The sequence below is a fragment of the Phyllobacterium sp. TAF24 genome, from assembly GCF_052113785.1.
In the GTDB taxonomy this organism is placed as follows: Bacteria; Pseudomonadota; Alphaproteobacteria; order Rhizobiales; family Rhizobiaceae; genus Phyllobacterium.
The window spans coordinates 1-22926 of sequence record NZ_JBFRDN010000011.1 but is presented as its reverse complement, the minus strand read 5'-3'; the positions used below and the strand labels follow the sequence as shown (position 1 = coordinate 22926).

Genomic DNA, 22926 nt, shown 5'->3' with positions numbered 1-22926 from the left:
CCTGCAACCATCGCACGTAAGCAGTTTCACACGGGTTCAAGCATACCAAACCATGCCACAAGCCCGAGCACGCCAACCCCTAAAACAATCTCCATAAGCGTTCCATACCATATCGCCTGTATCGAATTTACATTGCGGGTTCGCATGCGCGGCACGAAAATATAGCGGTTTACAATGGCCAGCGCCGTCAGGAGGATTACGAGGATGATCTTCAACGCCAGCAATGCCTGATAGGGCGAGGCAAAGTCCTTTGGAATATGTCCAAGGGTAAGAATGGTGTTGATCACACCGGATATGATCACAAGCGCAACAGCAATATGACCTGCCGTGGAAAATCGCATCAGCGCCAATTGCGCAGACTGATGATATCCGGGCTGGCGCAACAGGCGAAGAACCAACATGACCGGGATCAGCGCTCCGATCCACGCGCCGCCCGATAGGACATGCACCATGTCGTTGAGACGATGGGCCAAGCCAACCCAACCATCTTGCATTGTTGCGTGGCCTGACAAAGCCAAGCTTATCAGGAGCAATCCAGATCCAGCCCCGGTGACAGCAATTGCTTTTCGCATTGGCAAGACGAGCGCGGGCGTGAGCAGCGATGCGGCAATTGCCTGAATGAGCCAGGCGTTACCAACGCTGGTTTCGAGCAAAACGTCCCGGATCGTCGATAGATCAACAGCGTCGCTCCAGCCCTGCCCGATGGCTCCCGCCTGAAACGGAAGCGCCAGGAATGTCGATGCAATAGCCAGAATAATGGCGCTGACACGCGCAGTGCGAAGGCGTTGCCCGATGTCCAATCTAAGAGCTTGAGGTACAAGCAACGCCAGATAGGCAAACGCACCCCACAGGAACATCGCAGATAGGTTGCGAATGAGCCTGCAAAGAATGAGCGCGGTTTCCGGTTCCATCAGGGCTTAACGGTGAAGGTGTAGCTGCCCTTTGTCTTATGGCCATCGGTTGAAAGCACCTGCCAGTTGACCGTGTATCCACCCGCCGCAAGAGGTTTGGAGATTGGTATCACCATTGTTTTGTTATCGCCCGTTGCCAACTTCGCCTTATCAGTCGCAACGGCGGTTTTGTCTGTTCCGGTCAAAGTTGCCGACGAGAATTTCAGATTAAGCCCTTCCGAAAATGTCAGATCAAGCTCGCTCGGCGATGTGGTTACAACTGCGTTTTCGGCAGGTGTTGCGCTTTTCAGATGTGCGTGCGCAAGTGCCTCGCCCGCTATGCCGATGCTGAGAATGGCGGCAAGGGTGAGAATATGGGGCAGCTTGGACATGGGAACTCCTTGAGGCGATGGTTGAGAAGACGCTGTTACACAGTTGCAGTGGAAATTAAGCCGGATTTTGGCCCGTTCATGTCGTGTTGCCTTCTATAGGCGATGGCAAATTGGCACAGGCCCGCAACATCCATCTACGCCCATCGCTGCGCAGTTCGGTGAAACTCAACGGCTCAACATCAATACGCCAGAATGCGGAAACGGGTGCCTGCAAAGTATAGAGAATGGAAGCACGGACGACCAAGGCATGGCTCACGACGATAGTATGACCGCCATCATCCAAATGCGCCTCCATCCAGCTCGAAACCCTTTGAAGAAGATCATTGAAGGATTCGCCCCCATGTGGCGCCGAATCTGGATCAGCCATCCAGTTCCCGGCATTATCAGGATCTGACGCATGAATATCGCTGAGCGTTCTTCCTGCCCAGCGTCCATAATCCATATCTGCCATGGCTGCATCGACTGTGGCTTCCAGCCCTAAGGCTTCGGCGGTCTGCCGCGCACGCAGCGCAGGGCTGGTCAAAAAATGGTGCGCATGGCGCAATTGACCGGCGAATCCAGCCGTGCGCTGTGTCTCTCCCGGAGCAAGCGCTTCATCAAGCGGAAATGCACCCGCATGCGTCGCTGATGTCGCTCCGTGACAAACAAATGTCAAACGCGTGGCTTTTGTCAAAATATCCCCTGCAAACTCTTGAGAAAAATACGAAAACAGCCCCATGGCCGTTCATTGACAGCGTGCAGCGCGCACAGATATAAACGTGGAGTTGCGGGTTTGGAAGCCGGTGAAATTCCGGAGCGGTCGCGCCACTGTAATTCAGTCAGCTGTTCATATGCTGGTTGTAAGCCAGACCCTAACCGTAGCATCATTCATTCCGTTATCGAACGCGTCATTCTGGGAGAAAGTTTATGTCCGATATCACTCTAGCGCCTGCTGCCGGCGTCACACCAATTCCTCTTGGTGAAGTTCTGCCGTGGGCCATTTTTGGCGGCCTGCTTCTGCTGCTTGCGATCTATTTTATCGGCGCGGAAGAAGGCGCAATGTCACTCTTCTCGGGCATGTATGTGCATGAATTTGTGCATGACGGCCGCCATCTTCTCGGCTTCCCCTGCCATTAAGGAGATCGGTCAATGACTAGAAACCTTTTGATCCGCGGCATGATCGCGGGTTTGCTGGCTGGTTTGCTGGCCTTTGGTTTTGCCCGGGTTTTCGGTGAACCACAGGTCGATCATGCCATTGCTTTCGAGGAAAAGATGAGCCAGGCCGCCGGTGAAGTCGCCGAACCTGAGATCGTCTCCCGCGAAACGCAGGCTGGCCTTGGCCTTTTCACCGGCGTTGTTGTTTTCAGCACAGCTCTTGGTGGACTGTTTTCTCTGGTCTTCGCTTTTGCCCATGGCCGGGTCAGTTCATTCAGCCCGCGTGCAACGGCGGCGCTGCTCGCCTTGGCTGGTTTCATTGCGATTGTGCTGGTGCCCGCCGTCAAATATCCCATGAACCCGCCGGCAGTCGGCAATCCTGATACGATTGCCGCCAGAACGGAATTGTTCTTTGTTATGCTGGTGGTATCTGTCGGTGCTCTTGCTGCAGCTACGGGACTGGCAAATCGCCTGCGTGCCCAGCATGGTGCGTGGAATTCGGCATTGATTGCCGGTGCCGCCTATGTCGTTTTCATTGCTCTCGTGCAGTATCTTCTGCCGGCAGTCAACGAAGTTCCGGAACAGTTTTCACCGACCGTTCTATGGAACTTCCGCGTTGCCTCGCTTGGCTTGCACGTGGTCATCTGGACGACCATCGGCCTTGTCTTCGGCGTTCTGGCTGAACGGGTTTTGGCTTCGCACCGTCCAAGCTACCGCTTGCAAACCGCTCGCTGATCGACTTGCCTGAACGCCTGCATTGCGGCGTTCAGGCCCGACTCTTATAGACGCGTCTCCCGCCGCCGATTGGATTGTTATGAGATCGGAAACATCAGGAAAATATCGGCGACGCGCAATTGGTCCGCTTGCCGGAGCCATCATCACCTGCATACTGTTGTTTTTATCACCAAACTCGCTTGCATGGGCACATCGCAGCAGCGCAGGCACCGATACATCAGGTATTTCCATTCCAAGTCTATCCCACGGTGAAATGGCCATCATTGCCAATTATCGCAAGCCGATCCTTGACCTTGCGACACGGATGACCCGCACCGACGAAACATTCCGGCGGCTCGTCAACTACACCAATATTCAGTACAGCTACTGTCTCTGGGGCATCGTTCCCGGCAGTGTTACCGACGAGGAGAGCCCTTTCAACGCGTGCTCGCATGCCTATCTGGCTGCAGTGAAGGCGGTGCTGGTCTATATGCGCGACATGCCTGAGCACAGGACCACTGTTGACGCACTGGTCTCCGATATTGATGCCGAACTTGTGCGCAATGGCGGGTCGTTTGTCATGTGCCAGTACAGCGGCGATCCTTATAATACCGCCAATATTATTCGTCCGCGCTGGAGTGATATTCCGCGCCATCTGACCAGTCTGCTATCGTTCCTGAGTTTTGCAGTTACGCTTCTTGCCGCAGGCTTTATCTTCATGCAATTTACACGCGCGCCTCAACGCCCGCTTACCGCCTCGTAGAACGAATTTATCGGTTGCTTGGTGACAAGTGGGATGTCTTTGAAGCGTCTCATTTCAATCTTGGAAAATCGGACGATGCGTCAGCTCTTCATCGCATTGCGCAACGGTACCTTGGTGTTTGCCGCGATCCTGCTTGGCGCAATGTCCGCCAGCGTTGCGGATGAAAATCGAACGCGGCAAGTCAATGAGCAACTTGATGGTTTGGTAAGAGAACCTCTTTTACTGAAGGTGACTTTGCAGGATGGCCGGCAGGCAACTCTCGATGCTTTTGTAACGCGCCCGAACAAGTCTGGACGGTTTCCCATTGCCTTGATTACACACGGTACCAACGGAGATGCGAGCGATCGCAAACTTAACCCAAATCGCTTCTCTTCTCCCGCCATTGCATTTGCCCGGCATGGCTATGCCGCCGTTGTCGTCCTGCGGCAGGGATACGGCAAATCAACTGGCGATAATGAATATGGGGGCGGCACCTGCAAGTCCCCTAGGCATGCGAGGGCGGGTAAAGTTACGCGTGACAATCTCATTGCCGCATTGAAAGCGATACGGGACCAACCCTGGGCATCAAGTGATCAGGCGCTTCTCATTGGAATGTCCTCTGGCGGCTTCGGAGTGCTTGCAACGGGTGCCTTGAATCCACCGGGTGTGCAGGCTGTCATCAACTTTGACGGCGGACGTGGCGCTCCGGAGAAAGGGCGGTTTTGCGACCAGAATGGTCTCATGAATGCGATCAAATCTTACGGACAGACAGCCCATATCCCAACTCTTTGGATATATTCGGCTAACGACATGTCATTCTCGCCAACTCTTGGCCGGAAAATGTTTGATAATTACCGGCAAGCAGGTGGTGTGGCAGAGTTTTTTCAAACGGCTGCCTTCGAGGACGATGGCCACACCATTTTGATATCCGCTCCGGAAAGCTTCTGGTGGCAACGGGTCGCTCTCTTCCTGAAGAAGAACAAACTTTCCAATGAAGAACTGGTTACTCTGTCAAACGCCAATTTGTTGCCACCCGACAATATGTCCTCGCGGGGATACGATGCATTTAAGGAATATCTGGCGATGCAGTCCTACGAAAAAGCGTTTGCAACAAACGTCGAGGGTGCCTGGGGTTGGACAACATGGGCACGAACCCAGGAAGAGGCCGCAAAGCGAGCAATTACTCTATGTCAGAAGGGTCGGAAAAAGAATGAGACTGAATGCACCTTGTATGCTGCGGGCAACCAAATGGCCGCCCATGAAAAATCTCATTGATTCATATCTCCCGTCAATCTTCACTCCTTTCATAGCTGCGCTACATTACGTCAGCCTATGGGCAATACGTCACATTTCCTATGGTGCGCGCAAAAGCCATATGTCCGGATCGTTCTGATTGATTGAACGTTACTGCCTTTCGCTACACCTCGCCACAGCCAAGGACACCTCATGCCATCCTTTGATTATATTCGCCCCATTCTCCTGTTGCTTGGCTCCAATGTTTTCATGACATTTGCCTGGTACGGGCATCTCAAGTTTGAAAACCGGCCTCTTTTTCTGGTTATCCTTGTCAGCTGGATGATTGCCTTTGCCGAGTATTGCCTTGCTGTGCCAGCAAACCGTTATGGCCACGAAATCTATTCCGCAGCCCAGTTGAAGACGATTCAGGAGGTAATTACCCTTCTGGTTTTCGCCGGTTTCTCGGTGATGTATCTGGGCGAGAAAATCACTATCAATCATCTCGTAGGTTTTGCCATGATCTGCGCCGGTGCATTTTTCGTGTTCAAAGGACCACTGTGAAATTCAGATAATAGCAAAGCTTCCCATAGTAACAAAGCTTCCCAATGCTTTGGCCTATTGCATTATTATCTTAAAAAACGCAATATGAGAATTATGTTGGTATCCTACAGAATCTATGGATTCTACTTGACAGCCTGATCAAGAGAAGCCTCGGAAAACTAGTTAGTCGATTAAATTAATAATACAGCTGGGAGACATGTTTCTTTCGCCTCCCAGCCACACAACGACTTTGCCGCAATTAGCTAACCATTACGGAATGTATAGGCATAGCCATTGAGCGCCGGGGCACCGCCGAGATGGGCGTAAAGCACCTTTGACCCTTCAGGGAAGAAGCCTTTATTGACCAGATCAATCATGGCCTGCATGGATTTTCCCTCATAGACAGGATCGGTGATCATACCTTCGAGGCGCGCACAAAGTCGTATGGCCGCCTTGGTTTCCTCGGACGGTACGCCGTAGATCGGATAGGCATAATCCTCGTTCAGGATTACGTCTGCTTCGGTCAGATCCTTACCCAGCTCGACCAGCTCTGCCGTGCGCTGTGCGATCTCCAGCACCTGCGCTTTGGTCTGTGCAGGTGTTGCCGAGGCATCAATACCGATGACATTGCGTTCACGCCCATCCTTGGCGAAACCAACCAGCATGCCCGCATGGGTTGATCCCGTTACCGTGCAGACAATGATATAGTCAAACTTGAAACCAAGTTGCGCTTCCTGTGCCCGCACCTCCTCAGCAAAGCCGACATAACCAAGTCCACCATATTTGTGCACCGAAGCGCCGGCTGGAATGGCATAGGGCCTGCCGCCTTTGGCTTTTACATCTTCGATGGCATTTTCCCAGCTTTCGCGAATACCGATATCAAAGCCTTCATCCACCATTTCCACATCAGCGCCCATGATGCGGCTCAAGAGGATGTTTCCCACGCGATCATAAACAGCATCCTCATGCGGGACCCAGCTTTCTTGTACGAGACGGCATTTGAAACCGATCTTTGCAGCCGTCGCCGCAACCATGCGGGTGTGGTTTGACTGCACGCCGCCAATGGAAACAAGTGTATCGGCACCCGAAGCAATCGCGTCCGGCACGATATATTCAAGCTTGCGCAGCTTGTTGCCGCCAAATGCCAGCCCGGAATTGCAATCGTCGCGCTTGGCGTAAAGCTCCACCTTGCCGCCGAGATGTTGCGACAGTCGGCTTAGTTTCTCGATAGGCGTCGGTCCGAATGTCAGTGGATAGCGTTCGAATTTTTCCAGCATAGTTTTCCCCTTGATGGAACATTGTTGCTGGCAAAACGCTACCACCCATCAAGAGAAAGGTGCTCTCATAGTTAAGCTTAAAATTTCCGAAACTGATCTTCAAAATTTCGCTTGATACGATAATCTCTTGTATCTTGGTTGAACAATGGAAGATTCTTTCATGACTGGTGATCTCGATCGTATCGATATGAAGATGTTGCGGCACCTGCAAAAGAATGGGCGGTTGACCAATGCGGAACTGGCAACGCTTACCGATGTCAGTCCCGCCACCTGCCACAGGCGGACACAGCGATTGTTTGAAGACGGGTATATCAAGACCGTGCGGGCGATGGTGCAGCCGCAAAAAGTCGACCGTGGTGCGCTTGTCATGGTCGGCGTGGTGCTGGACCGCTCAACCCCTGAGAGTTTTGCCCAATTCGAGCAAGCGGTGACAAAACTGAGTTTTGTTCTCGACTGCAATCTTGTCGCTGGCGATTTCGACTATTTCCTCAAAATCCGCGTCAAGGACATGGCCGACTTCAACCGCATTCACGGCAGCCAGCTCATCGCCCTGCCCGGTGTTCGCCAGACGCGGACTTTTTTCGTGATGAAAGAAGTAATCGACAACGCGCCGCTAGATTTCTAAACGCGGCGTTACCGCCCCAGATCGCTCTTGGTGTTCTTGTAGATGTTCACGCCAAGCTCGCGGATTTTCTTGCGCAGCGTGTTGCGGTTGAGCCCTAGCAGTTCCGCTGCCTTGATCTGGTTGCCATGGGTGGCTGTCAGGCATGACAGGATGAGCGGATATTCCACTTCCTCAAGCACACGCTGATAAAGCCCGACCGGCGGAAGATCATCGCCGTAGGAGAGGAAGTAGCGCTGCATGTTCAGTTCCACCGCCTGGGCAATGGTTATATCCTCGTTGGACATTGAATTGGAGGAAGGTTCGGTCGGGCGAAGATCGGCTTTCAGCTCCGCTTCGATCACATCCGCATTGATTTCTTCCTGCGGATAAAGCGCAGCCAGACGACGCACCAGATTTTCCAGTTCGCGCACATTGCCCGCCCAAGGATAGCGGCGCATCAGATCGAGACCATCGGCAGTGATGCGTTTTTCCGGCAGACCGTCTTTTGCCGCCATCTTGAAGAAATGCCGGACCAGATCGGGAATATCCTCGCCGCGCTCGCGCAGCGGAGGCAGGCGCAGCGGCACGACATTCAGGCGATAATAGAGATCTTCGCGGAACATGCCCTGATTGATCAGCGTGCGCAGATCCTTGTTGGTCGCGGCCACGATACGCACATCTGTTTTGATCGGCGTGCGACCGCCAACCGTCATATATTCGCCCTGTTGCAGCACCCGCAGCAGCCGCGTCTGCGCTTCCATCGGCATATCGCCGATTTCATCGAGGAACAGCGTGCCGCCATCGGCCTGTTCAAACCGGCCGCTTGAGCGGTTCTGCGCGCCGGTGAAGGCACCGCGCTCATGGCCGAAAAGCTCGGATTCAATCAGATCGCGCGGAATAGCCGCCATATTGATGGCAACGAACGGACCTTTACGACGGCGGCCATACTCATGCAGCGCACTCGCTACGAGTTCCTTACCTGTGCCGGACTCACCTGAAATCATCACTGTGAGGTCGGTCTGCATCATGCGGGCGAGAACACGGTAAATGTCCTGCATGGCTGGCGAACGGCCAACCAGAGGCATCGTGTCGGGCTGTTCTTCATTGGCCCACTTTTCCGGCTTTTTCTTCGGTTCCTTCAAAGCGCGGCCAACAATGCTGACCAGTTCGGTCAGATCGAAGGGCTTTGGCAGATATTCATAGGCACCCGCCTCCGAAGCGCGGATTGCGGTCATAAAAGTGTTCTGCGCACTCATGACGATGACGGGCAAATCTGGACGCGACTTCTTGATGCGTGGCAACAGGTCGAAGGCGTTTTCATCCGGCATTACCACGTCGGTGATAACAAGATCACCATCGCCAGCAGAAATCCAGCGCCACAGGGTGGCGGCATTGGATGTGATGCGCACATCATAACCGGCACGCGAAAGTGCCTGATTGAGGACTGTTCTGATTGCTGCGTCGTCATCCGCGACGAGAATGCTTCCCAAGCTCATGATCAGAACCCTGCCTTTTTCGTAATAATCATTTCATCCGCATGATCCTCGACCGAAGGATCGCTTTGCCATGCGGGCATCAGAATGCGGAACGTGGTTTTGCGCGGTACGGAATCACACTCGATCACGCCGCCATGATCGCCCACAATCTTGGCAACAAGCGCAAGGCCGAGACCCGAACCATTGGGCTTGGTTGTGATAAACGGATCAAAGAGATGCGGCATGATATCAGGCGAAACACCTGCTCCAGTATCCTGCACGCAGAATTCCAATGGCAGTGACACGCGGTTGCGAATGCCCGGAATAGACAGGCGAATACCGGGCCGGAAGGCCGTCGACAGGGTAATTTCGCCCGGTTCGTTTGTCCCGATGGATTCGGCGGCGTTCTTCACCAGATTCAAAAAGACCTGCACCAACTGGTCGCGATTGGCGAAGACATAGGGCAGTGACGGGTCATAATCCTCGTGGAATTTGATGTGGCTGGCAAAGCCGTTCTTGGCAATGGCTTTCACATGATCAAGCACGACGTGAATATTAACGGCTTCACGCTCGATTGGTCGCTCGTCGGAAAAGACTTCCATGCGGTCGACAAGCGAGACGATCCGGTCAGTCTCATCGGTGATCAGCCGTGTCAGCGCACGGTCATCATCATTGAGCCCGGTTTCCAATAGCTGCGCCGCACCGCGAATTCCTGAGAGCGGGTTTTTGATCTCGTGTGYCAGCATTGACGCGAGGCCCGTCACCGAGCGTGCCGCACCCCGATGGGTCATCTGGCGGTCGAGCTTCTCGGCCATGGATCGTTCCTTGAACAGGATAACGATTGATCCCGGTGCTTCGCTGACGGGCGTTACATAGAGATCAACGATCCGGTCCTGTCCAAGACGCGGCGAAGAGACATCGACACGATATTCATTGATCGGCGACGGGCTTTCGCGCACCTGTTTGACGAGAGCCAGCAACGGGCTGCCGAATGGCAACAGCATTTCAAGCGTATTGCGGCTCAATATGCTGGCGCTGGAGCGGAAAAAGGCTTCCGCATCGGCATTGGCATAGGAAATATGCCCCGTCTCATCGAGCATGATCACCGGATGGCGGATGGCATTGAGAACAGTGCCTGCCAACTTGTCGTCCATCGTAACATTGTCTGCCGACGTCATCATGCAACCTTCTTCATGTCGTGTTCGTCAGACCGCGAGAGCGCGGCATGCAGGCGTCCAGCAACCAGACGCGGGTTTGTCTCGGTCATAATCCCGGCGCGTTCAGCGGCGCTGATATCAACACCGTGCTTTTCCAGATACCAGCCAAGATGTTTGCGGGAATGGCGAATGCCTGTCTGCTCGCCATAATGGGCCAGCATCGCCTCGTAATGGGCGACAGCGTAATCCGCAATCATATCAGTGTTTTGGCTGCTCTTACTGCCATGCACGATCAGTCCGGGAAGCCATGGCTGCCCATAGGAACCCCGTCCGACCATGACGGCATCAGCACCGGAAGCTTCAAGAATACCGGTTGCGTCATCACGGTTCAGCACATCGCCATTGGCAACAAGCGGTATCGAGACCGCATCTTTCACGGCGCGGATTGCGCGCCAATCGGCTTTGCCCTCATAGAATTGGCAGCGTGTGCGCCCATGCACCGTCACCATCTGGATACCGGCCTGTTCGGCGCGGCTAGCAAGTTCCGGCGCATTGATGGTGTCATCGTCCCAGCCCAACCGCATTTTCAGCGTCACAGGAACCTTGACTGCACCGATAGTCGCTTCGATAAGCGTCAAAGCGTGATCGAGATCGCGCATCAGCGCCGAGCCGGAAAAACCGCCCGTCACTTTCTTAGCCGGGCAGCCCATATTGATATCGATAATATGCGCGCCCTCACCTTCGGCAATGCGCGCGGCTTCCGCCATCCACTTTATCTCACGCCCGGCGATCTGTACCACATGTGTGCCAAGACCATCACCGCGCAGCCGCAGCAGATTACCGCGCTCACGCGTACAAAGTTCCGCGCTTGCAACCATTTCAGACACGACCATGCCCGCTCCTGCCCTCCACGCCAGCTGGCGGAATGGCAGGTCGGAAACCCCGGACATTGGCGCAAGGAACACCCGGTTACGCAGGACAACGCCGCCTATGTTGAGTGGTTGATGCAGATCAGTCACGTCACTATTGCCTGTTTCGTATGCAATTTTCCAATCGCCTATCCTTTAGACAGGAACACCTGGTTAGGCAAGGCAAAGAGCACCTGGAAGTGACTAGTTTTCGTTTAAACCTCTGGTCTTTCGCTTCGGCAACAGGTAACGCAGTTGGAAGTTACGGAGAGAAGTGTGGCGGCAGGTACAGACGACAGACAGATGCGGGTAGCAGCCGTCATTGTGGCGGCTGGTCGCGGAGAACGCGCGGGCCAAAGCGTTGAAGGACCAAAGCAATATCGCAAGATCGGCGGTGAAGCGGTTCTGGCGCATACGCTGCGTGCTTTTCTCGGCTGTCCGTTCATCGATCATGTCGTTGTGGTCATCCATAAGGAAGACGAAACGCTTTTTGCGCAGGCAGCTGGTGATTATGCCCTGCAGGTGACGAAAGTCACGGGCGGGCCGACACGGCAGGAATCAACGCGGCTTGGACTGCTTGCCCTCAAAGACAATGCTCCGGATCATGTGCTTATCCATGATGGCGTGCGCCCTTTCATCTCCGCTGATCTGCTTGAACGGGTGATCTTCAATCTGACGCCGCATATCGGTGTTCTGCCGGTACTTGCCGTTTCCGATACGCTGAAGGCAGCGGGCCATGATGCCATGGTCAGCGCCACGGTTCCGCGTGCCGGGCTTTATGCCGCCCAAACGCCGCAGGCTTTCCCCTATGAGCCGATCATGGCGGCGCATGATGCAGCATTCGCCATTGGCCGCTCTGATTTCACCGATGATTCCGCCATTGCCGAATGGCAGGGTCTGCCGGTGCGCATTGTCGAGGGCTCGGCTGACAACACGAAACTCACCTGGGCAAAGGATATTGATATGGCTGATGACCGCCTGTCCGAGAGACATGCCGCCTTTCCGGATGTGCGCACCGGCAATGGCTACGATGTCCACTCCTTCGAACCCGGCAATGGTGTGACGCTTGCCGGTGTGTTCATCGAGCATGACCACAAGCTCAACGGCCATTCCGATGCGGATGTGGCATTGCACGCCTTGACCGATGCCCTGCTGGCCACACGCGGCGCTGGCGATATCGGCACGCATTTCCCGCCATCCGATCCACAATGGAAAGGCGCTGCCTCGCATATTTTTGTCGAACATGCGGTAAAGATCGTCAAAGCAGCGGGCGGACGGATCGCAAATGCGGATATCACCCTGATCTGCGAAGAACCGAAAGTTGGTCCTCATCGCGCGGCAATGACCGCAGCTCTGTCAAAAATGCTTGGAATTACGCCCGACCGCGTTTCGGTCAAGGCGACAACAAACGAGAAACTGGGCTTTATCGGCCGCAAGGAAGGCATTGCCGCCATCGCCACTGCGTCGGTGATCTATCCCGGTGGTTTGCCGGAATGAGCGGGCTGATTGCGGAGGTAAAGGCCATCGCGGTTCTGGAAGCCTGCCGCGCCAAAGGCGTTTTGCTGGCGACAGCGGAATCCTGCACAGGCGGCCTGATTGCGGCCTCCCTTACCGATATATCTGGTTCGTCCGACGTGGTGGATCGCGGCTTCGTCACGTACTCCAATGAAGCCAAGCACGACATGCTTGGTGTCTCCTCGAAACTCATAGACACACATGGCGCCGTATCGGAGGAAGTGGCGCTTGCCATGGCGGCGGGTGCGTTGAAGCATTCCCGCGCGGGAATTGCCGTGTCGGTCACAGGTGTTGCCGGTCCCGGCGGCGGTTCCGCCGCAAAACCGGTTGGGCTTGTCTGGTTTGGCGTCGTCCTCAAAGGACAGGCACCACAGGCGGTGCGCCATATTTTCCCGGATCATGGCCGCGCAAGCATCCGTCACGCCGCAGTTAATACGGCGCTCGATCTGGTGCTCAAAACACTTATCTGAAATCAGCTGCGCGTTACCCGGTAAGCCATACCGATTGCTTCCGGTGTCACAGGCTCAAAGCCGAATTTTGCATAGAGATATTTTGCCGGACCGTCAGCGACGAGACTGACATAAGCCCCCTCCTGCGCTTCCGCATCCAGATATGCCTTTAACGCTGTCATGATCTTTTTGCCAAGCCCGCGTGCCTGATGATCAGGGTCAACGGCAATATCCACCACCTGATAAAAACAGCCACGATCCCCGACGATACGGCCCATGCCGACAGCCTTGCCATCCAGTTTAATCGTTACCCCGCAAATCGTATTCGGCAAACCAATGGCAGCCGCCTCCCTGCTCTTTAGGCTCAGGCCCGAGATCGCACGCAACCGGCAGTAATCGTCAATGGATGGCGTTTCCATATGAACTGTAAAATCGGACTCACTGCGGCGCATCATTGTCTCCCATGCTGATTGCGCTCTTGCTTTAGCTGAATCGGCCAGACGCGATCAATCGCTTGATGTGCCAAAAATATTGCAGGTTCGTGGTTCGACAAGCTCACCATGAGGGAGAGTGATGATGAAAGGGAGCCAAGATTTGCTACATTGGTCACCATCTTTGCAACCCACCCCTCTCCCTCATGGTGAGCTTGTCGAACCACGCGCGATTGGTTTGCAACTTTTGCAGATAACAACGTTGCCCCCATGAGAATAGGCAATCAGCAGCATATATTTAGCCGGAGAAATCAATCAAATATGGGCTCTAAGGCCCCCGCCCATAAATCTGGTCAGCGCGTTTTTCAAAGGCTTCGGTGAATTTCCTAAAGGCAATATCGAACATCGATCCCATCAAAAAACCGAGTGTGCGGCTTTTGAATTCATAATCGATATAGAATTTTACCTCGGAATGCTCAGGATTGGCCAATGGCACGAACTGCCATTTATTGTCGAGATAACGGAAGGGGCCATCGATATATTTGGTCTCGATGACCTTCTCGTCCGGCTTGAGCAGAACCTGGCTGGTAAATGTCTCGCGGATAAGTTTGTAGCCAACAGTCATATCGGCAATCAGCAGGGTCTTGCCATCCCGCTCCTTGCGCGAGCGCACTTTCAGGCTCTCGCACATGGGCAGAAATTGTGGATAGCTTTCCACATCGGCGACCAGATCAAACATCTGCTCGGCCCGATGCACCACAGGGCGTGTCGTATCGAATTTCGGCATTCAGTTAGCTTCTGTTGGCGTGCAGCGCCTCGCGTGCAGCCTTCAGCTTGGCAAAATCGTCACCCGCATGGTGCGATGAACGGGTCAGCGGGCTCGATGCAACCACAAGGAAACCCTTGGTCTTGGCAATCGTCGCGTAGGATTTGAATTCATCCGGCGTGACATAGTTGAGAACCGGGTGATGCTTGCGCGTTGGCTGCAGATACTGGCCGATGGTCATGAAATCCACATTGGCGGAGCGCAGATCATCCATAAGTTGCAGAACTTCGTTCCGCTCTTCGCCAAGACCGACCATGATGCCGGATTTGGTGAAAATTGTCGGATCAAGTTCCTTCACCCGCTGCAACAGGCGGATGGAATGGAAGTAACGGGCACCCGGACGCACTTTGAGATAATTGGACGGCACGGTTTCGAGATTGTGGTTGAACACATCAGGACGCGCAGCAACAACGATCTCCAGAGCGCCATCCTTGCGCAGGAAATCCGGTGTCAGGATTTCAACCGTGGTGCCGGGTGAAATCTCGCGGATTGCGTTGATGACGTCGGCAAAATGCTGGGCACCACCATCGGGCAGATCATCACGATCAACGGAAGTGATAACAACGTGGGTCAGACCCATCTTCTTGACGGCCTTGCCGACATTTTCAGGCTCGTTCGGATCAAGCGCCGTCGGCAAGCCTGTTGCAACATTGCAGAACGCGCAGGCGCGTGTGCAAATCTCGCCCATGATCATGAAGGTCGCGTGCTTCTTGTCCCAGCATTCACCAATATTGGGGCAGCCAGCCTCTTCGCAAACCGTCACGAGATTGTGCGAACGGACGATGTCGCGCGTTTCCGAATAGCCCTTGGAAACAGGCGCCTTGACGCGAATCCAATCCGGCTTCTTTAGAAGCTCCGTATCCGGTCGATGCGCCTTTTCAGGATGCCGCAGGCGCCGTTTTTGATCGATCGTATCGAGAACCGTTACCATCACAATGTCCTAGTTTGAGGATCTGGCTTTGCCAAAAATCCACAGAATGATAATTGCACCAGCAGTCGCAACGATCAGATTTCCAAAAAAGCCGTAAAAGTTGAAATTCAACAATCCGGCAAGTGTGCCACCGACGAAAGACCCGGCAATACCAACAAGAATATTGGTGAACAAGCCGTGATTTCGGTTCATCGCTTTCTCAGCGATATATCCTGCGATGAAACCGATGAGCAGCATTCCGAAGAAACCGACCCCTGGCATGCTCATGATACTGACTGGTTGATCTGTCATCTCTKCTCGCTCTATCGTCCTGACGCAATTGCAATGGCACGAAACACCAGAGCCCATATAACACCGAAAAGAAAACCGCCCAACCCGCAGGCCAAAGTCACTGTCCAGACACCGGCCCAACCGCCAATGGCGGTGCCATTGATGGATATGGTGTTGCCGGAAAGCAGACTCAAGGCGGATGCGACAAACCCCAGCCCAAAGCCGATCAGTGTCGACCATTTGAGGATTGCCCATGACAGGCGAATCCAGGGTTTACTATCCTTGATGGTGACCAACGGGCCGGTAATCCTTTCGAAACTCAGGCGTTTAACACGCGTCCATAGGCATCCAGCACGCTTTCCTTCATCGTTTCCGACAGGGTCGGATGCGGGAAGATCGTATGCATCAGTTCTTCTTCGGTGGTTTCAAGGTTCATCGCGACAACAAAACCCTGAATGAGTTCAGTGACTTCCGCACCGACCAGATGCGCGCCAAGGAGTTGGCCGGTTTTCTTGTCGAAAACCGTTTTCACCATGCCCTGATCTTCACCAAGCGCAATCGCCTTGCCATTGGCAACGAAGGGGAAGCGGCCAACGCGGATATCGTAGCCTTCGGCTTTCGCCTTGGCTTCGGTCAGACCAACGGAAGCGACCTGCGGGTTGCAATAGGTACAGCCCGGAATTTTTGCCTTGTCCATCGGATGGACATTCGGCAATCCGGCGATTTTTTCCACGCAGATGACAGCTTCATGCTCGGCCTTGTGCGCCAGCATGGGCGGACCAGCCACGTCGCCAATGGCATAAACGCCGGGAACATTGGTCTTGCCATAAGGATCGATGACAATACAGCCGCGATCCGTCTTGATCCCAAGCGCTTCAAGGCCAATATTTTCAATATTGCCCTGAACGCCGACAGCCGAAACCATACGGTCAGCGGTGATCTTTTCGACCTTGCCATCCTTCTTTTCCACATGGGCGGTGATCGAGTTGGCCGACTTTTCAACCTTGGTGACCTTGGCATCAAGGATGATCTTCATGCCCTGCTTTTCGAACTGCTTGCGGGCGAAGTTGGAAATCTCCGTATCTTCGACAGGCATGACCTGCGACATCACTTCGACCACCGTCACATCAACACCCATGGTGCGATAGAACGAGGCGAATTCGATACCGATGGCGCCTGAGCCCATGACCAGCAGCGACTTTGGCATTTCTTCCGGCTTCATCGCCTCGAAATAGGTCCAGATCAGCTTGCCATCCGGCTCGATACCCGGCAGCGCGCGCGGACGGGCGCCGGTTGCAATGATGATGTGTTTTGCCGTGTAGGTGCCCTCACCCAAGGCGTTCTTGGGCAACGGTGCCTGCGGCTCCATCGGCTTCTTGGTGGTCTTGGAAACGATGATTTCACCCGGCTTGGTCAGCTTGGCTTCGCCCCAGATGACATCCACCTTGTTCTTCTTCATCAGGAAGCCGACGCCGCCATTCATCCGCTCGGCAATGCCGCGCGAGCGCGCAACGATTGCCTTGAGGTCAGCGGTTACGCTGCCTTCAATCTTCAGGCCGTAATTCTTGGCATGTTCGGCATAGTGAAAGATTTCGGCCGAGCGAAGCAGCGCCTTTGTCGGTATACAGCCCCAGTTGGAGCAGATACCGGCAAGATGCTCGCGCTCCACAATGGCGGTTTTCAATCCCAGCTGCGCGGAACGGATGGCAGCGATATAGCCGCCCGGACCGGAACCAATGATGATCACGTCGTAATTATTGGCCAAGACTCGGGTCCTCCTAAGACTGAACTAAATATCGAGTATGCCTCGAACGATTGGTGCAATGGCTTTGCCGATTGCCCGTGTATTGTCTCTATCCAGATGCACGCCATCGACAGGCGATGTTTTTGCCACCGATCCCGCATCGAAAAAGCCGCAAGCGGCCTCTTTGGCGGCATCGTCATAATAGGCTGAGAGCAGGCGCGACTGCTCGATACCCTGCTCGAACACCAGCCTGAATTCCGGCCCGCCTGCCTCACCAAGTGCTGGTGGCGACATGATCAGGATATCGGGTGCTCTCACACCAAGCTGGTAAGGCGCAGTGCGTACAATCTCGATCAGCCGCTGCATACCGCGTTTGGTACCCAATGCATTGCCGCAAATAAATGTCTTCATGTCGTTGGTGCCGAGCATTATGATGACCAGATCAAGCGGGAAATGCGTGCCAAGCGCCGTGGTCAGCGTCTTGGCAGCATTGCGCTCAAATCCTGAAAGATGATCATCGAAGGCGGTTGTCCGCCCATTCAGACCATCGGCAACAACATTCACGCTGCTGCCAAGCTCCGCCTGCAATACCTGTGGCCAGCGGTCCTCCAGTGCATGACGCCCTGACCCGTCAGGGATATACCCCCAGGTCAGAGAATCGCCATAGCAGAGAACCGTTTTCATTGGCGGCCTCAGACCAGCATGCCCATCGGGTTTTCGATGTGGCGCTTGAAGGCCTGCGCAAGCTCGGCACCCAAGGCTCCATCAACAGCGCGGTGATCGGTCGACAGCGTCACGGACATGACCGTGGCAACCTTGATCTCACCCTTCTTGACGACGGCCCGCTCCTCACCCGCACCGATTGCCAGAATGGTGGCATGTGGCGGGTTGATGATGGCGGCAAAATCCTTGACGCCAAACATACCGAGGTTGGAAACAGCCGTTGTACCGCCCTGATATTCCTCAGGCTTCAGCTTGCGATCGCGCGCTCGCTTGGCCAGATCCTTCATCTCGTTAGAGATGGTGGACAGGGTCTTTTCTTCGGCCTTGCGGATGATCGGTGTGATCAGTCCGCCGGGGATCGAAACGGCAACACCCACATCGGAATGCTTGTGCTTGACCATATTGGCTTCCGTCCAGGATACGTTTGCATCCGGCACGTCGCGCAGGGCCAGAGCCATCGCCTTGATGATCATGTCATTGACCGACAGCTTATAGGCAGGAACATCGCCTTTTTCGGTCTTGCGCATTGGCGATGCCGCATTGATCTGCGCACGCAGCGCCAGAAGCGCATCGAGTTCACAATCAACTGTCAGGTAGAAATGCGGAACGGTTGATTTTGCTTCGAGCAGGCGCTTGGCAATCGTCTTGCGCATGCCGTCATGCGGCACCAATTCGTAGGAACCTGCCTCGAACAGTTTTAGCACCGTGTCGTCAGACATAGGCTTCGGCGCTGCTGCTGGTGCAGCGGATGCTGCGGCGGCAGGCGCGGCTGCCTTGGCGCCACCGCCAGAGATTGCTGCTTCAACGTCCTTCTTGATCACGCGGCCATGCGGGCCGGAACCCGTAACGGCAGCCAGATCAATCCCGGCATCCTTGGCTATGCGGCGTGCCAGCGGTGACGAGAAACTGCGGTCGCCAGACTTTGCTGGAGCGGCAGCAGCAGCCGGGGCTGCCGCAGGTGCTGGAGCGGCTTCGGGCTTTTTCTCTTCCTTGGACGCTTCGGCTGTCGCTGGAGCAGGTGCAGCCTCTGCCTTGGCGGGAGCAGCGTCACCGCCACCCTTGGCAGCAGCAGCAATATCTTCGCCCTCGCCCGCCAGAATGGCGATCAGCGCATTGACCTTGACGCCTTCAGTACCAGCAGGAACCACGATCTTGGCGACCGTGCCTTCATCAACAGCTTCGACTTCCATTGTTGCCTTGTCGGTTTCGATCTCGGCAATCACATCGCCGGGACCAACCTTATCGCCTTCCTTGACAAGCCATTTGGCGAGATTGCCCTCTTCCATCGTGGGAGAAAGCGCCGGCATGGTGATATTGATCGGCATATCGATTTCCTCCCCTTTACGCTGTGTATGTCACAGCTTTGACGGCCTCGACGATTTCAGCAATGTTCGGCAATGCCAGCTTTTCCAGATTGGCGGCATAGGGCATCGGAACGTCCTTACCGGCAATCGTCAGGATTGGCGCATCGAGATAATCGAATGCCTGCTGCATGACGCGGGTGGCAATTTCCGTACCGACCGAAGACTGCGGATAGCCTTCCTCGATGGTCACGCAGCGGCCGGTTTTCTTGACCGATTCCACCACGGTTGGAATATCCATCGGGCGGATCGTGCGCAGATCGATGATCTCCGCATCAATGCCAAGCTTTGTCAGCTCTTCGGCGGCTTTGACCGTATAGTTCATGCCAATGCCGAAGGAGACGAGCGTAACATCCGTGCCCTTCTTGTGGATGCGGGCCTTGCCAATCGGCAGGACGAAATCATCAAGCTTCGGCACATCAAAGGAATGACCGTAGAGGATTTCGTTTTCGAGGAAGATAACCGGGTTCGGATCACGGATCGCGGCCTTGAGCAGACCTTTCGCATCGGCAGCGGTATAGGGCATGACGACTTTCAGGCCCGGAATCTGGCTGTACCATGCGGCATAGCACTGGGAGTGCTGAGCACCAACGCGGGCAGCCGCACCACTTGGACCACGGAACACCATCGGTGCACCCATCTGGCCGCCCGACATATAAAGTGTCTTGGCTGCCGAATTGATGATCTGGTCGATTGCCTGCATGGCAAAGTTGAAAGTCATGAACTCAACAATCGGACGCAGGCCGGTCATCGCAGCACCCACACCCACACCGGCAAAGCCATGTTCAGTGATCGGCGTATCGACAACGCGCTTTGGACCAAATTCGTCGAGCAAGCCTTGCGTGATCTTGTAGGCGCCCTGATATTCGGCGACTTCTTCACCCATAACAAAGACGTTGGGATCACGGCGCATTTCTTCCGCCATGGCGTCGCGCAGTGCTTCGCGCACGGTGGTCGACACCATTTCGGTGCCTGCCGGAATATCCGGATCAGCGGCAACTTCAGTCTTTGGTGCAGCCGGAACGGTTGCAGCAGGCTTTTCAGCTGCGGCTTCCTGCTTTGGTGCTTCTTCCGTCTTGGCAGGCGCTTCGGCAGCAGCAGCCTTTGGCGCGCTGGCAGCATCGGCGCTTTCGCCTTCGCCAAGCAGAACGGCAATGACCGTGTTGACCTTCACATTGTCGGTGCCTTCGGCAACGAGAATTTTGCCGATTGTGCCTTCATCGACAGCTTCCACTTCCATCGTCGCCTTGTCGGTTTCGATTTCTGCGAGAACGTCGCCGGAAGTGACCTTGTCACCTTCCTTAACAAGCCATTTCGACAGTTTGCCCTCTTCCATGGTCGGCGAGAGCGCTGGCATCAGAATATCTACAGGCATGATCGCGCCTCCCTTAGAGCAGAATGTCGGTGTAGAGCTCGGATGCATCCGGCTCCGGATCGGACTGGGCGAAATCCGCTGCATCAGCAACGATATCGCGCACATCCTTGTCGATGTTCTTCAGGTCGTCCTCGGTGGACCAACCTTTTTCGATCAACCGGTTCTTCACCTGCTCAATGGGATCGTGTTCGGAGCGCATTTTCTGCACTTCATCCTTGGAACGGTATTTCGCCGGATCAGACATGGAGTGACCGCGATACCGGTAAGTCTGCATTTCCAGGATCATCGGGCCCTTGCCGGAGCGCGCCCATGCCGTGGCTTCCTCGCCAGCGGCCTGAACCGCACGGACATCCATGCCGTCAACCTGAATACCGGGAATGTTGAAAGAAATGCCGCGACGGGAGAAATCAGTTTCGGCCGAAGCGCGGGAAACCGAGGTGCCCATGGCGTAGCGATTGTTTTCGATGATGTAGATGACAGGCAGCTTCCACAGCGCCGCCATATTGAAGCTTTCGTAAACCTGACCCTGGTTGGCTGCGCCATCACCGAAATAGGCCAGAGAGACATTGCCGTTTTCGCGATAGCGATTGGCAAAAGCGAGGCCCGTACCGAGCGAGACCTGCGCACCGACGATACCGTGACCGCCGTAGAAGTTCTTCTCTTTCGAGAACATATGCATGGAGCCGCCCTTGCCCTTGGAAAGGCCGCCGCGGCGTCCGGTCAACTCAGCCATCACACCCCGGGCACTCATGCCGCAGGCCAGCATATGGCCATGGTCGCGATAACCGGTAATCACCTGATCACCCTCGATCAGCGCTGCCTGCATACCGGTGACAACAGCTTCCTGACCGATATAGAGATGGCAGAAACCACCGATAAAACCCATACCGTAAAGCTGACCGGCTTTTTCTTCGAAACGCCGTATCAGCAGCATCTCGCGGTAGGCTTCGAGCTCTTGCTCTTTTGTGAACTGGATTGGTTTTGGTGCTTTGACAGCAGAGGTCTGCGCGGGACGCGCAGGGCTTTTTTTCGCCCTCGTAGCCATATCTCACTCCCTGTTATTTTGTCTGGTGACAATAGCAGCAGGAGCAGAACTTACAATATGCAGATTTGAATAAGAGCTATGCAAATAAGATGTTCAAAATGCACAATAAAAGGTGAATTAACCGGATATCAGTTAATAGTCAAATCGCCGGAGCCACGCATGATTGTGACTTCATCCGGCCGCGAAACATTCAGCGCTTTGCGGGCCTGTTCATCCAGCATATCCCGCTCAATTGTCCCATCATGCATAAGTTGCACCTCCCGTTCAAGCTCTATGCGCGAAGTCTTGACGGCATCGTATTGCGCGCGAAGCAGCTGCGTCTGTTCCTGCAGCTTGATCGTGGAGTAAAGACCATATTCGCCGTGATAGGCGTGGAAACCGAAATAGGCGAAAAACATGGTTGCAAGGATCGGCACGACAAGCCGTCCACGATTGGTTTTCCGTCTCTGTTTTGTCCACATGGCAATGACCCGAAGGAATGCGGAATCAGGTCATCATGGCCTGATTAATCACACGGCCATAAAACAATGTTTTGCTTAACAGGCGATTAAATTCGGGTTTTGATTGAGGTGATGGGAGGCTGCGGAGGGGCTGGATGAATGTGGTTCGTGGTTCGTGGTCCGTGGTTCGACAAGCTCACCATGAGGGAGAGAGGTGATGAACGGGAGTCATAATTCTGCAACGTTGGCGATCATCGTTGCAACCCGCCCTCTCCCTCATGGTGAGCTTGTCGAACCACGAACCACATCAATGCAGCAATCCATTTTCAAAAAAATCACACCAACTTATCCAACACCATCTCACCTCGCTTATTCTGATGGTGTCCTTTCCGGCGGGAATGCTCCGGAAAACTTTCGAAGTCAGGAAAGGATCGGTGATTTCATCTGCGGGGAGAACCCAACCGCAGGGGAAAGGTTTTATCTCACAAGGATAAAATCAGTCATCGAGACGGGTGATCCGGGAGTTTTCTTGGTTGAAACAGGAAAATCTCTGGGGAACGCATGCACTGCACTACCAATAAAGACACCCGCGTTCCCCTTTGGATCGCCCGTCTTTCCCACCTTTCAATAGCCAGACGCAAAAGCGGGCGTGGCGATGGGAGAGGTGTGTTCTGCAACTGCAATGTTGGTGGATGTATTCACCCCCCTCTGTCCTGTCGGACATCTCCCCCACAAGGGGGGAGATCA

The 22926-nt window shown here is 54.6% G+C and carries 27 protein-coding genes; 9 read left to right on the top strand and 18 right to left on the bottom strand.

Features of this window, described 5'->3' with window-relative positions:
- Positions 1-26 precede the first annotated feature (26 nt).
- The 3 genes from copD to AB4Y96_RS11685 all read right to left on the bottom strand — a co-directional run bounded on the left by copD (position 27) and on the right by AB4Y96_RS11685 (position 1955).
- A complete protein-coding gene (gene copD / locus AB4Y96_RS11695; protein WP_441917497.1) occupies positions 27-911 on the bottom strand; it encodes a copper homeostasis membrane protein CopD in 885 nt (294 codons plus the stop codon).
- A complete protein-coding gene (gene copC / locus AB4Y96_RS11690) occupies positions 911-1282 on the bottom strand; it encodes a copper homeostasis periplasmic binding protein CopC (protein WP_091885983.1) in 372 nt (123 codons plus the stop codon). The genes copD and copC overlap by 1 nt, the downstream gene beginning before the upstream one ends.
- Positions 1283-1358: 76 nt before the next feature.
- A complete protein-coding gene (locus tag AB4Y96_RS11685; RefSeq protein ID WP_441917494.1) occupies positions 1359-1955 on the bottom strand; it encodes a histidine phosphatase family protein in 597 nt (198 codons plus the stop codon).
- A gap of 233 nt (positions 1956-2188) precedes the next feature.
- Here AB4Y96_RS11685 and AB4Y96_RS11680 point away from each other — a divergent pair, with 233 nt between their 5' ends.
- The 5 genes from AB4Y96_RS11680 to AB4Y96_RS11660 all read left to right on the top strand — a co-directional run bounded on the left by AB4Y96_RS11680 (position 2189) and on the right by AB4Y96_RS11660 (position 5669).
- Positions 2189-2398, top strand: coding sequence for a CbtB domain-containing protein (locus tag AB4Y96_RS11680; protein ID WP_091885989.1), 210 nt, complete (start codon positions 2189-2191; stop codon positions 2396-2398).
- 12 nt (positions 2399-2410) lie between these two features.
- Positions 2411-3151, top strand: a complete 741-nt coding sequence (locus AB4Y96_RS11675; protein ID WP_441917492.1) for a CbtA family protein — start codon at positions 2411-2413, stop codon at positions 3149-3151.
- 79 nt (positions 3152-3230) lie between these two features.
- Positions 3231-3893, top strand: a complete 663-nt coding sequence (locus AB4Y96_RS11670; RefSeq protein ID WP_441917490.1) for a hypothetical protein — start codon at positions 3231-3233, stop codon at positions 3891-3893.
- Between the two features lie 75 nt (positions 3894-3968).
- Positions 3969-5147 (top strand): alpha/beta hydrolase family protein, encoded by a 1179-nt coding sequence (locus AB4Y96_RS11665; protein ID WP_441917488.1) that lies wholly within the window; start codon positions 3969-3971, stop codon positions 5145-5147.
- 171 nt (positions 5148-5318) lie between these two features.
- Positions 5319-5669 carry a DMT family protein gene (locus AB4Y96_RS11660; protein ID WP_091886000.1) on the top strand — a complete coding sequence of 117 codons (351 nt, stop codon included), beginning with the start codon at positions 5319-5321 and terminating at the stop codon, positions 5667-5669.
- Between the two features lie 242 nt (positions 5670-5911).
- Here AB4Y96_RS11660 and AB4Y96_RS11655 read toward each other — a convergent pair whose 3' ends face one another.
- Complete coding sequence (locus tag AB4Y96_RS11655) at positions 5912-6925, bottom strand: 1-aminocyclopropane-1-carboxylate deaminase (protein WP_441917486.1); 1014 nt, start codon at positions 6923-6925, stop codon at positions 5912-5914.
- Between the two features lie 160 nt (positions 6926-7085).
- On the opposite strand from AB4Y96_RS11655, the gene AB4Y96_RS11650 reads away from it, so the two are divergent.
- Positions 7086-7550: an Lrp/AsnC family transcriptional regulator gene (locus AB4Y96_RS11650; protein ID WP_441917484.1), complete on the top strand. Its 465-nt coding sequence runs from the start codon at positions 7086-7088 to the stop codon at positions 7548-7550.
- A gap of 8 nt (positions 7551-7558) precedes the next feature.
- Here AB4Y96_RS11650 and ntrC read toward each other — a convergent pair whose 3' ends face one another.
- Genes ntrC through dusB form a run of 3 tightly spaced genes read right to left on the bottom strand, consistent with a single transcriptional unit; the run spans position 7559 to position 11180 of the window.
- Positions 7559-9025: a nitrogen regulation protein NR(I) gene (gene ntrC / locus AB4Y96_RS11645; protein WP_441917483.1), complete on the bottom strand. Its 1467-nt coding sequence runs from the start codon at positions 9023-9025 to the stop codon at positions 7559-7561.
- A 2-nt stretch (positions 9026-9027) separates the two neighbouring features.
- Positions 9028-10185 carry a two-component system sensor histidine kinase NtrB gene (locus AB4Y96_RS11640; RefSeq protein WP_441917481.1) on the bottom strand — a complete coding sequence of 386 codons (1158 nt, stop codon included), beginning with the start codon at positions 10183-10185 and terminating at the stop codon, positions 9028-9030.
- Entirely contained in the window at positions 10182-11180 is a 999-nt protein-coding gene (gene dusB, locus AB4Y96_RS11635) for a tRNA dihydrouridine synthase DusB (protein ID WP_441917479.1), read from the bottom strand. The genes AB4Y96_RS11640 and dusB overlap by 4 nt, the downstream gene beginning before the upstream one ends.
- A gap of 192 nt (positions 11181-11372) precedes the next feature.
- On the opposite strand from dusB, the gene AB4Y96_RS11630 reads away from it, so the two are divergent.
- Together AB4Y96_RS11630 and AB4Y96_RS11625 are read left to right on the top strand one after the other, a co-directional pair.
- On the top strand, positions 11373-12566 hold the full coding sequence (locus AB4Y96_RS11630; protein WP_441917622.1) for a bifunctional 2-C-methyl-D-erythritol 4-phosphate cytidylyltransferase/2-C-methyl-D-erythritol 2,4-cyclodiphosphate synthase: 1194 nt from the start codon (positions 11373-11375) through the stop codon (positions 12564-12566).
- On the top strand, positions 12563-13054 hold the full coding sequence (locus AB4Y96_RS11625; RefSeq protein ID WP_441917477.1) for a CinA family protein: 492 nt from the start codon (positions 12563-12565) through the stop codon (positions 13052-13054). The genes AB4Y96_RS11630 and AB4Y96_RS11625 overlap by 4 nt, the downstream gene beginning before the upstream one ends.
- A 2-nt stretch (positions 13055-13056) precedes the next feature.
- Here AB4Y96_RS11625 and AB4Y96_RS11620 read toward each other — a convergent pair whose 3' ends face one another.
- The 11 genes from AB4Y96_RS11620 to AB4Y96_RS11570 form a co-directional block, all read right to left on the bottom strand.
- Positions 13057-13485, bottom strand: a complete 429-nt coding sequence (locus tag AB4Y96_RS11620) for a GNAT family N-acetyltransferase (RefSeq protein WP_441917475.1) — start codon at positions 13483-13485, stop codon at positions 13057-13059.
- A 307-nt stretch (positions 13486-13792) separates the two neighbouring features.
- Positions 13793-14251, bottom strand: coding sequence for a type II toxin-antitoxin system RatA family toxin (locus tag AB4Y96_RS11615; RefSeq protein ID WP_113097112.1), 459 nt, complete (start codon positions 14249-14251; stop codon positions 13793-13795).
- 4 nt (positions 14252-14255) lie between these two features.
- A complete protein-coding gene (lipA, locus tag AB4Y96_RS11610) occupies positions 14256-15221 on the bottom strand; it encodes a lipoyl synthase (RefSeq protein WP_441917472.1) in 966 nt (321 codons plus the stop codon).
- Between the two features lie 9 nt (positions 15222-15230).
- Positions 15231-15488, bottom strand: a complete 258-nt coding sequence (locus AB4Y96_RS11605; protein WP_244518522.1) for a GlsB/YeaQ/YmgE family stress response membrane protein — start codon at positions 15486-15488, stop codon at positions 15231-15233.
- Between the two features lie 35 nt (positions 15489-15523).
- A complete protein-coding gene (locus tag AB4Y96_RS11600; protein WP_441917470.1) occupies positions 15524-15787 on the bottom strand; it encodes a hypothetical protein in 264 nt (87 codons plus the stop codon).
- Between the two features lie 23 nt (positions 15788-15810).
- Positions 15811-17256 carry a dihydrolipoyl dehydrogenase gene (gene lpdA / locus AB4Y96_RS11595; protein WP_091886035.1) on the bottom strand — a complete coding sequence of 482 codons (1446 nt, stop codon included), beginning with the start codon at positions 17254-17256 and terminating at the stop codon, positions 15811-15813.
- A 24-nt stretch (positions 17257-17280) separates the two neighbouring features.
- Positions 17281-17919, bottom strand: a complete 639-nt coding sequence (locus tag AB4Y96_RS11590; RefSeq protein WP_441917468.1) for an SGNH/GDSL hydrolase family protein — start codon at positions 17917-17919, stop codon at positions 17281-17283.
- A gap of 8 nt (positions 17920-17927) precedes the next feature.
- Positions 17928-19283 carry a pyruvate dehydrogenase complex dihydrolipoamide acetyltransferase gene (locus AB4Y96_RS11585; protein ID WP_441917467.1) on the bottom strand — a complete coding sequence of 452 codons (1356 nt, stop codon included), beginning with the start codon at positions 19281-19283 and terminating at the stop codon, positions 17928-17930.
- Positions 19284-19299: 16 nt separating this feature from the next.
- A complete protein-coding gene (locus tag AB4Y96_RS11580; RefSeq protein ID WP_441917465.1) occupies positions 19300-20694 on the bottom strand; it encodes a pyruvate dehydrogenase complex E1 component subunit beta in 1395 nt (464 codons plus the stop codon).
- Positions 20695-20707: 13 nt separating this feature from the next.
- Positions 20708-21739, bottom strand: coding sequence for a pyruvate dehydrogenase (acetyl-transferring) E1 component subunit alpha (pdhA, locus tag AB4Y96_RS11575; RefSeq protein ID WP_091886049.1), 1032 nt, complete (start codon positions 21737-21739; stop codon positions 20708-20710).
- A gap of 128 nt (positions 21740-21867) precedes the next feature.
- Positions 21868-22200, bottom strand: a complete 333-nt coding sequence (locus AB4Y96_RS11570; RefSeq protein WP_091886052.1) for an FtsB family cell division protein — start codon at positions 22198-22200, stop codon at positions 21868-21870.
- Between the two features lie 196 nt (positions 22201-22396).
- Between AB4Y96_RS11570 and AB4Y96_RS11565 the strand changes: the two genes are divergently transcribed.
- The gene (locus tag AB4Y96_RS11565) at positions 22397-22810 is read left to right on the top strand and encodes a hypothetical protein (RefSeq protein WP_441917463.1); all 414 of its coding nucleotides are present in this window, start codon (positions 22397-22399) and stop codon (positions 22808-22810) included.
- Positions 22811-22926 lie beyond the last annotated feature (116 nt).

What these genes read in the sequence shown, in the direction of transcription:
- copD (WP_441917497.1), bottom strand. Translation starts at nt 911, where the DNA reads ATGGAACCGGAAACCGCGCTCATTCTTTGCAGGCTCATTCGCAACCTA.
- AB4Y96_RS11625 (WP_441917477.1), top strand. Translation starts at nt 12,563, where the DNA reads ATGAGCGGGCTGATTGCGGAGGTAAAGGCCATCGCGGTTCTGGAAGCC.
- pdhA (WP_091886049.1), bottom strand. Translation starts at nt 21,739, where the DNA reads ATGGCTACGAGGGCGAAAAAAAGCCCTGCGCGTCCCGCGCAGACCTCT.
- AB4Y96_RS11630 (WP_441917622.1), top strand. Translation starts at nt 11,373, where the DNA reads ATGCGGGTAGCAGCCGTCATTGTGGCGGCTGGTCGCGGAGAACGCGCG.
- AB4Y96_RS11680 (WP_091885989.1), top strand. Translation starts at nt 2,189, where the DNA reads ATGTCCGATATCACTCTAGCGCCTGCTGCCGGCGTCACACCAATTCCT.
- AB4Y96_RS11655 (WP_441917486.1), bottom strand. Translation starts at nt 6,925, where the DNA reads ATGCTGGAAAAATTCGAACGCTATCCACTGACATTCGGACCGACGCCT.
- AB4Y96_RS11675 (WP_441917492.1), top strand. Translation starts at nt 2,411, where the DNA reads ATGACTAGAAACCTTTTGATCCGCGGCATGATCGCGGGTTTGCTGGCT.
- AB4Y96_RS11665 (WP_441917488.1), top strand. Translation starts at nt 3,969, where the DNA reads ATGCGTCAGCTCTTCATCGCATTGCGCAACGGTACCTTGGTGTTTGCC.
- copC (WP_091885983.1), bottom strand. Translation starts at nt 1,282, where the DNA reads ATGTCCAAGCTGCCCCATATTCTCACCCTTGCCGCCATTCTCAGCATC.
- AB4Y96_RS11565 (WP_441917463.1), top strand. Translation starts at nt 22,397, where the DNA reads ATGAACGGGAGTCATAATTCTGCAACGTTGGCGATCATCGTTGCAACC.
- AB4Y96_RS11615 (WP_113097112.1), bottom strand. Translation starts at nt 14,251, where the DNA reads ATGCCGAAATTCGATACGACACGCCCTGTGGTGCATCGGGCCGAGCAG.
- AB4Y96_RS11660 (WP_091886000.1), top strand. Translation starts at nt 5,319, where the DNA reads ATGCCATCCTTTGATTATATTCGCCCCATTCTCCTGTTGCTTGGCTCC.
- AB4Y96_RS11605 (WP_244518522.1), bottom strand. Translation starts at nt 15,488, where the DNA reads ATGAGCATGCCAGGGGTCGGTTTCTTCGGAATGCTGCTCATCGGTTTC.
- AB4Y96_RS11570 (WP_091886052.1), bottom strand. Translation starts at nt 22,200, where the DNA reads ATGTGGACAAAACAGAGACGGAAAACCAATCGTGGACGGCTTGTCGTG.
- AB4Y96_RS11670 (WP_441917490.1), top strand. Translation starts at nt 3,231, where the DNA reads ATGAGATCGGAAACATCAGGAAAATATCGGCGACGCGCAATTGGTCCG.
- lipA (WP_441917472.1), bottom strand. Translation starts at nt 15,221, where the DNA reads ATGGTAACGGTTCTCGATACGATCGATCAAAAACGGCGCCTGCGGCAT.
- AB4Y96_RS11650 (WP_441917484.1), top strand. Translation starts at nt 7,086, where the DNA reads ATGACTGGTGATCTCGATCGTATCGATATGAAGATGTTGCGGCACCTG.
- AB4Y96_RS11590 (WP_441917468.1), bottom strand. Translation starts at nt 17,919, where the DNA reads ATGAAAACGGTTCTCTGCTATGGCGATTCTCTGACCTGGGGGTATATC.
- AB4Y96_RS11620 (WP_441917475.1), bottom strand. Translation starts at nt 13,485, where the DNA reads ATGCGCCGCAGTGAGTCCGATTTTACAGTTCATATGGAAACGCCATCC.
- AB4Y96_RS11585 (WP_441917467.1), bottom strand. Translation starts at nt 19,283, where the DNA reads ATGCCGATCAATATCACCATGCCGGCGCTTTCTCCCACGATGGAAGAG.
- ntrC (WP_441917483.1), bottom strand. Translation starts at nt 9,025, where the DNA reads ATGAGCTTGGGAAGCATTCTCGTCGCGGATGACGACGCAGCAATCAGA.
- AB4Y96_RS11580 (WP_441917465.1), bottom strand. Translation starts at nt 20,694, where the DNA reads ATGCCTGTAGATATTCTGATGCCAGCGCTCTCGCCGACCATGGAAGAG.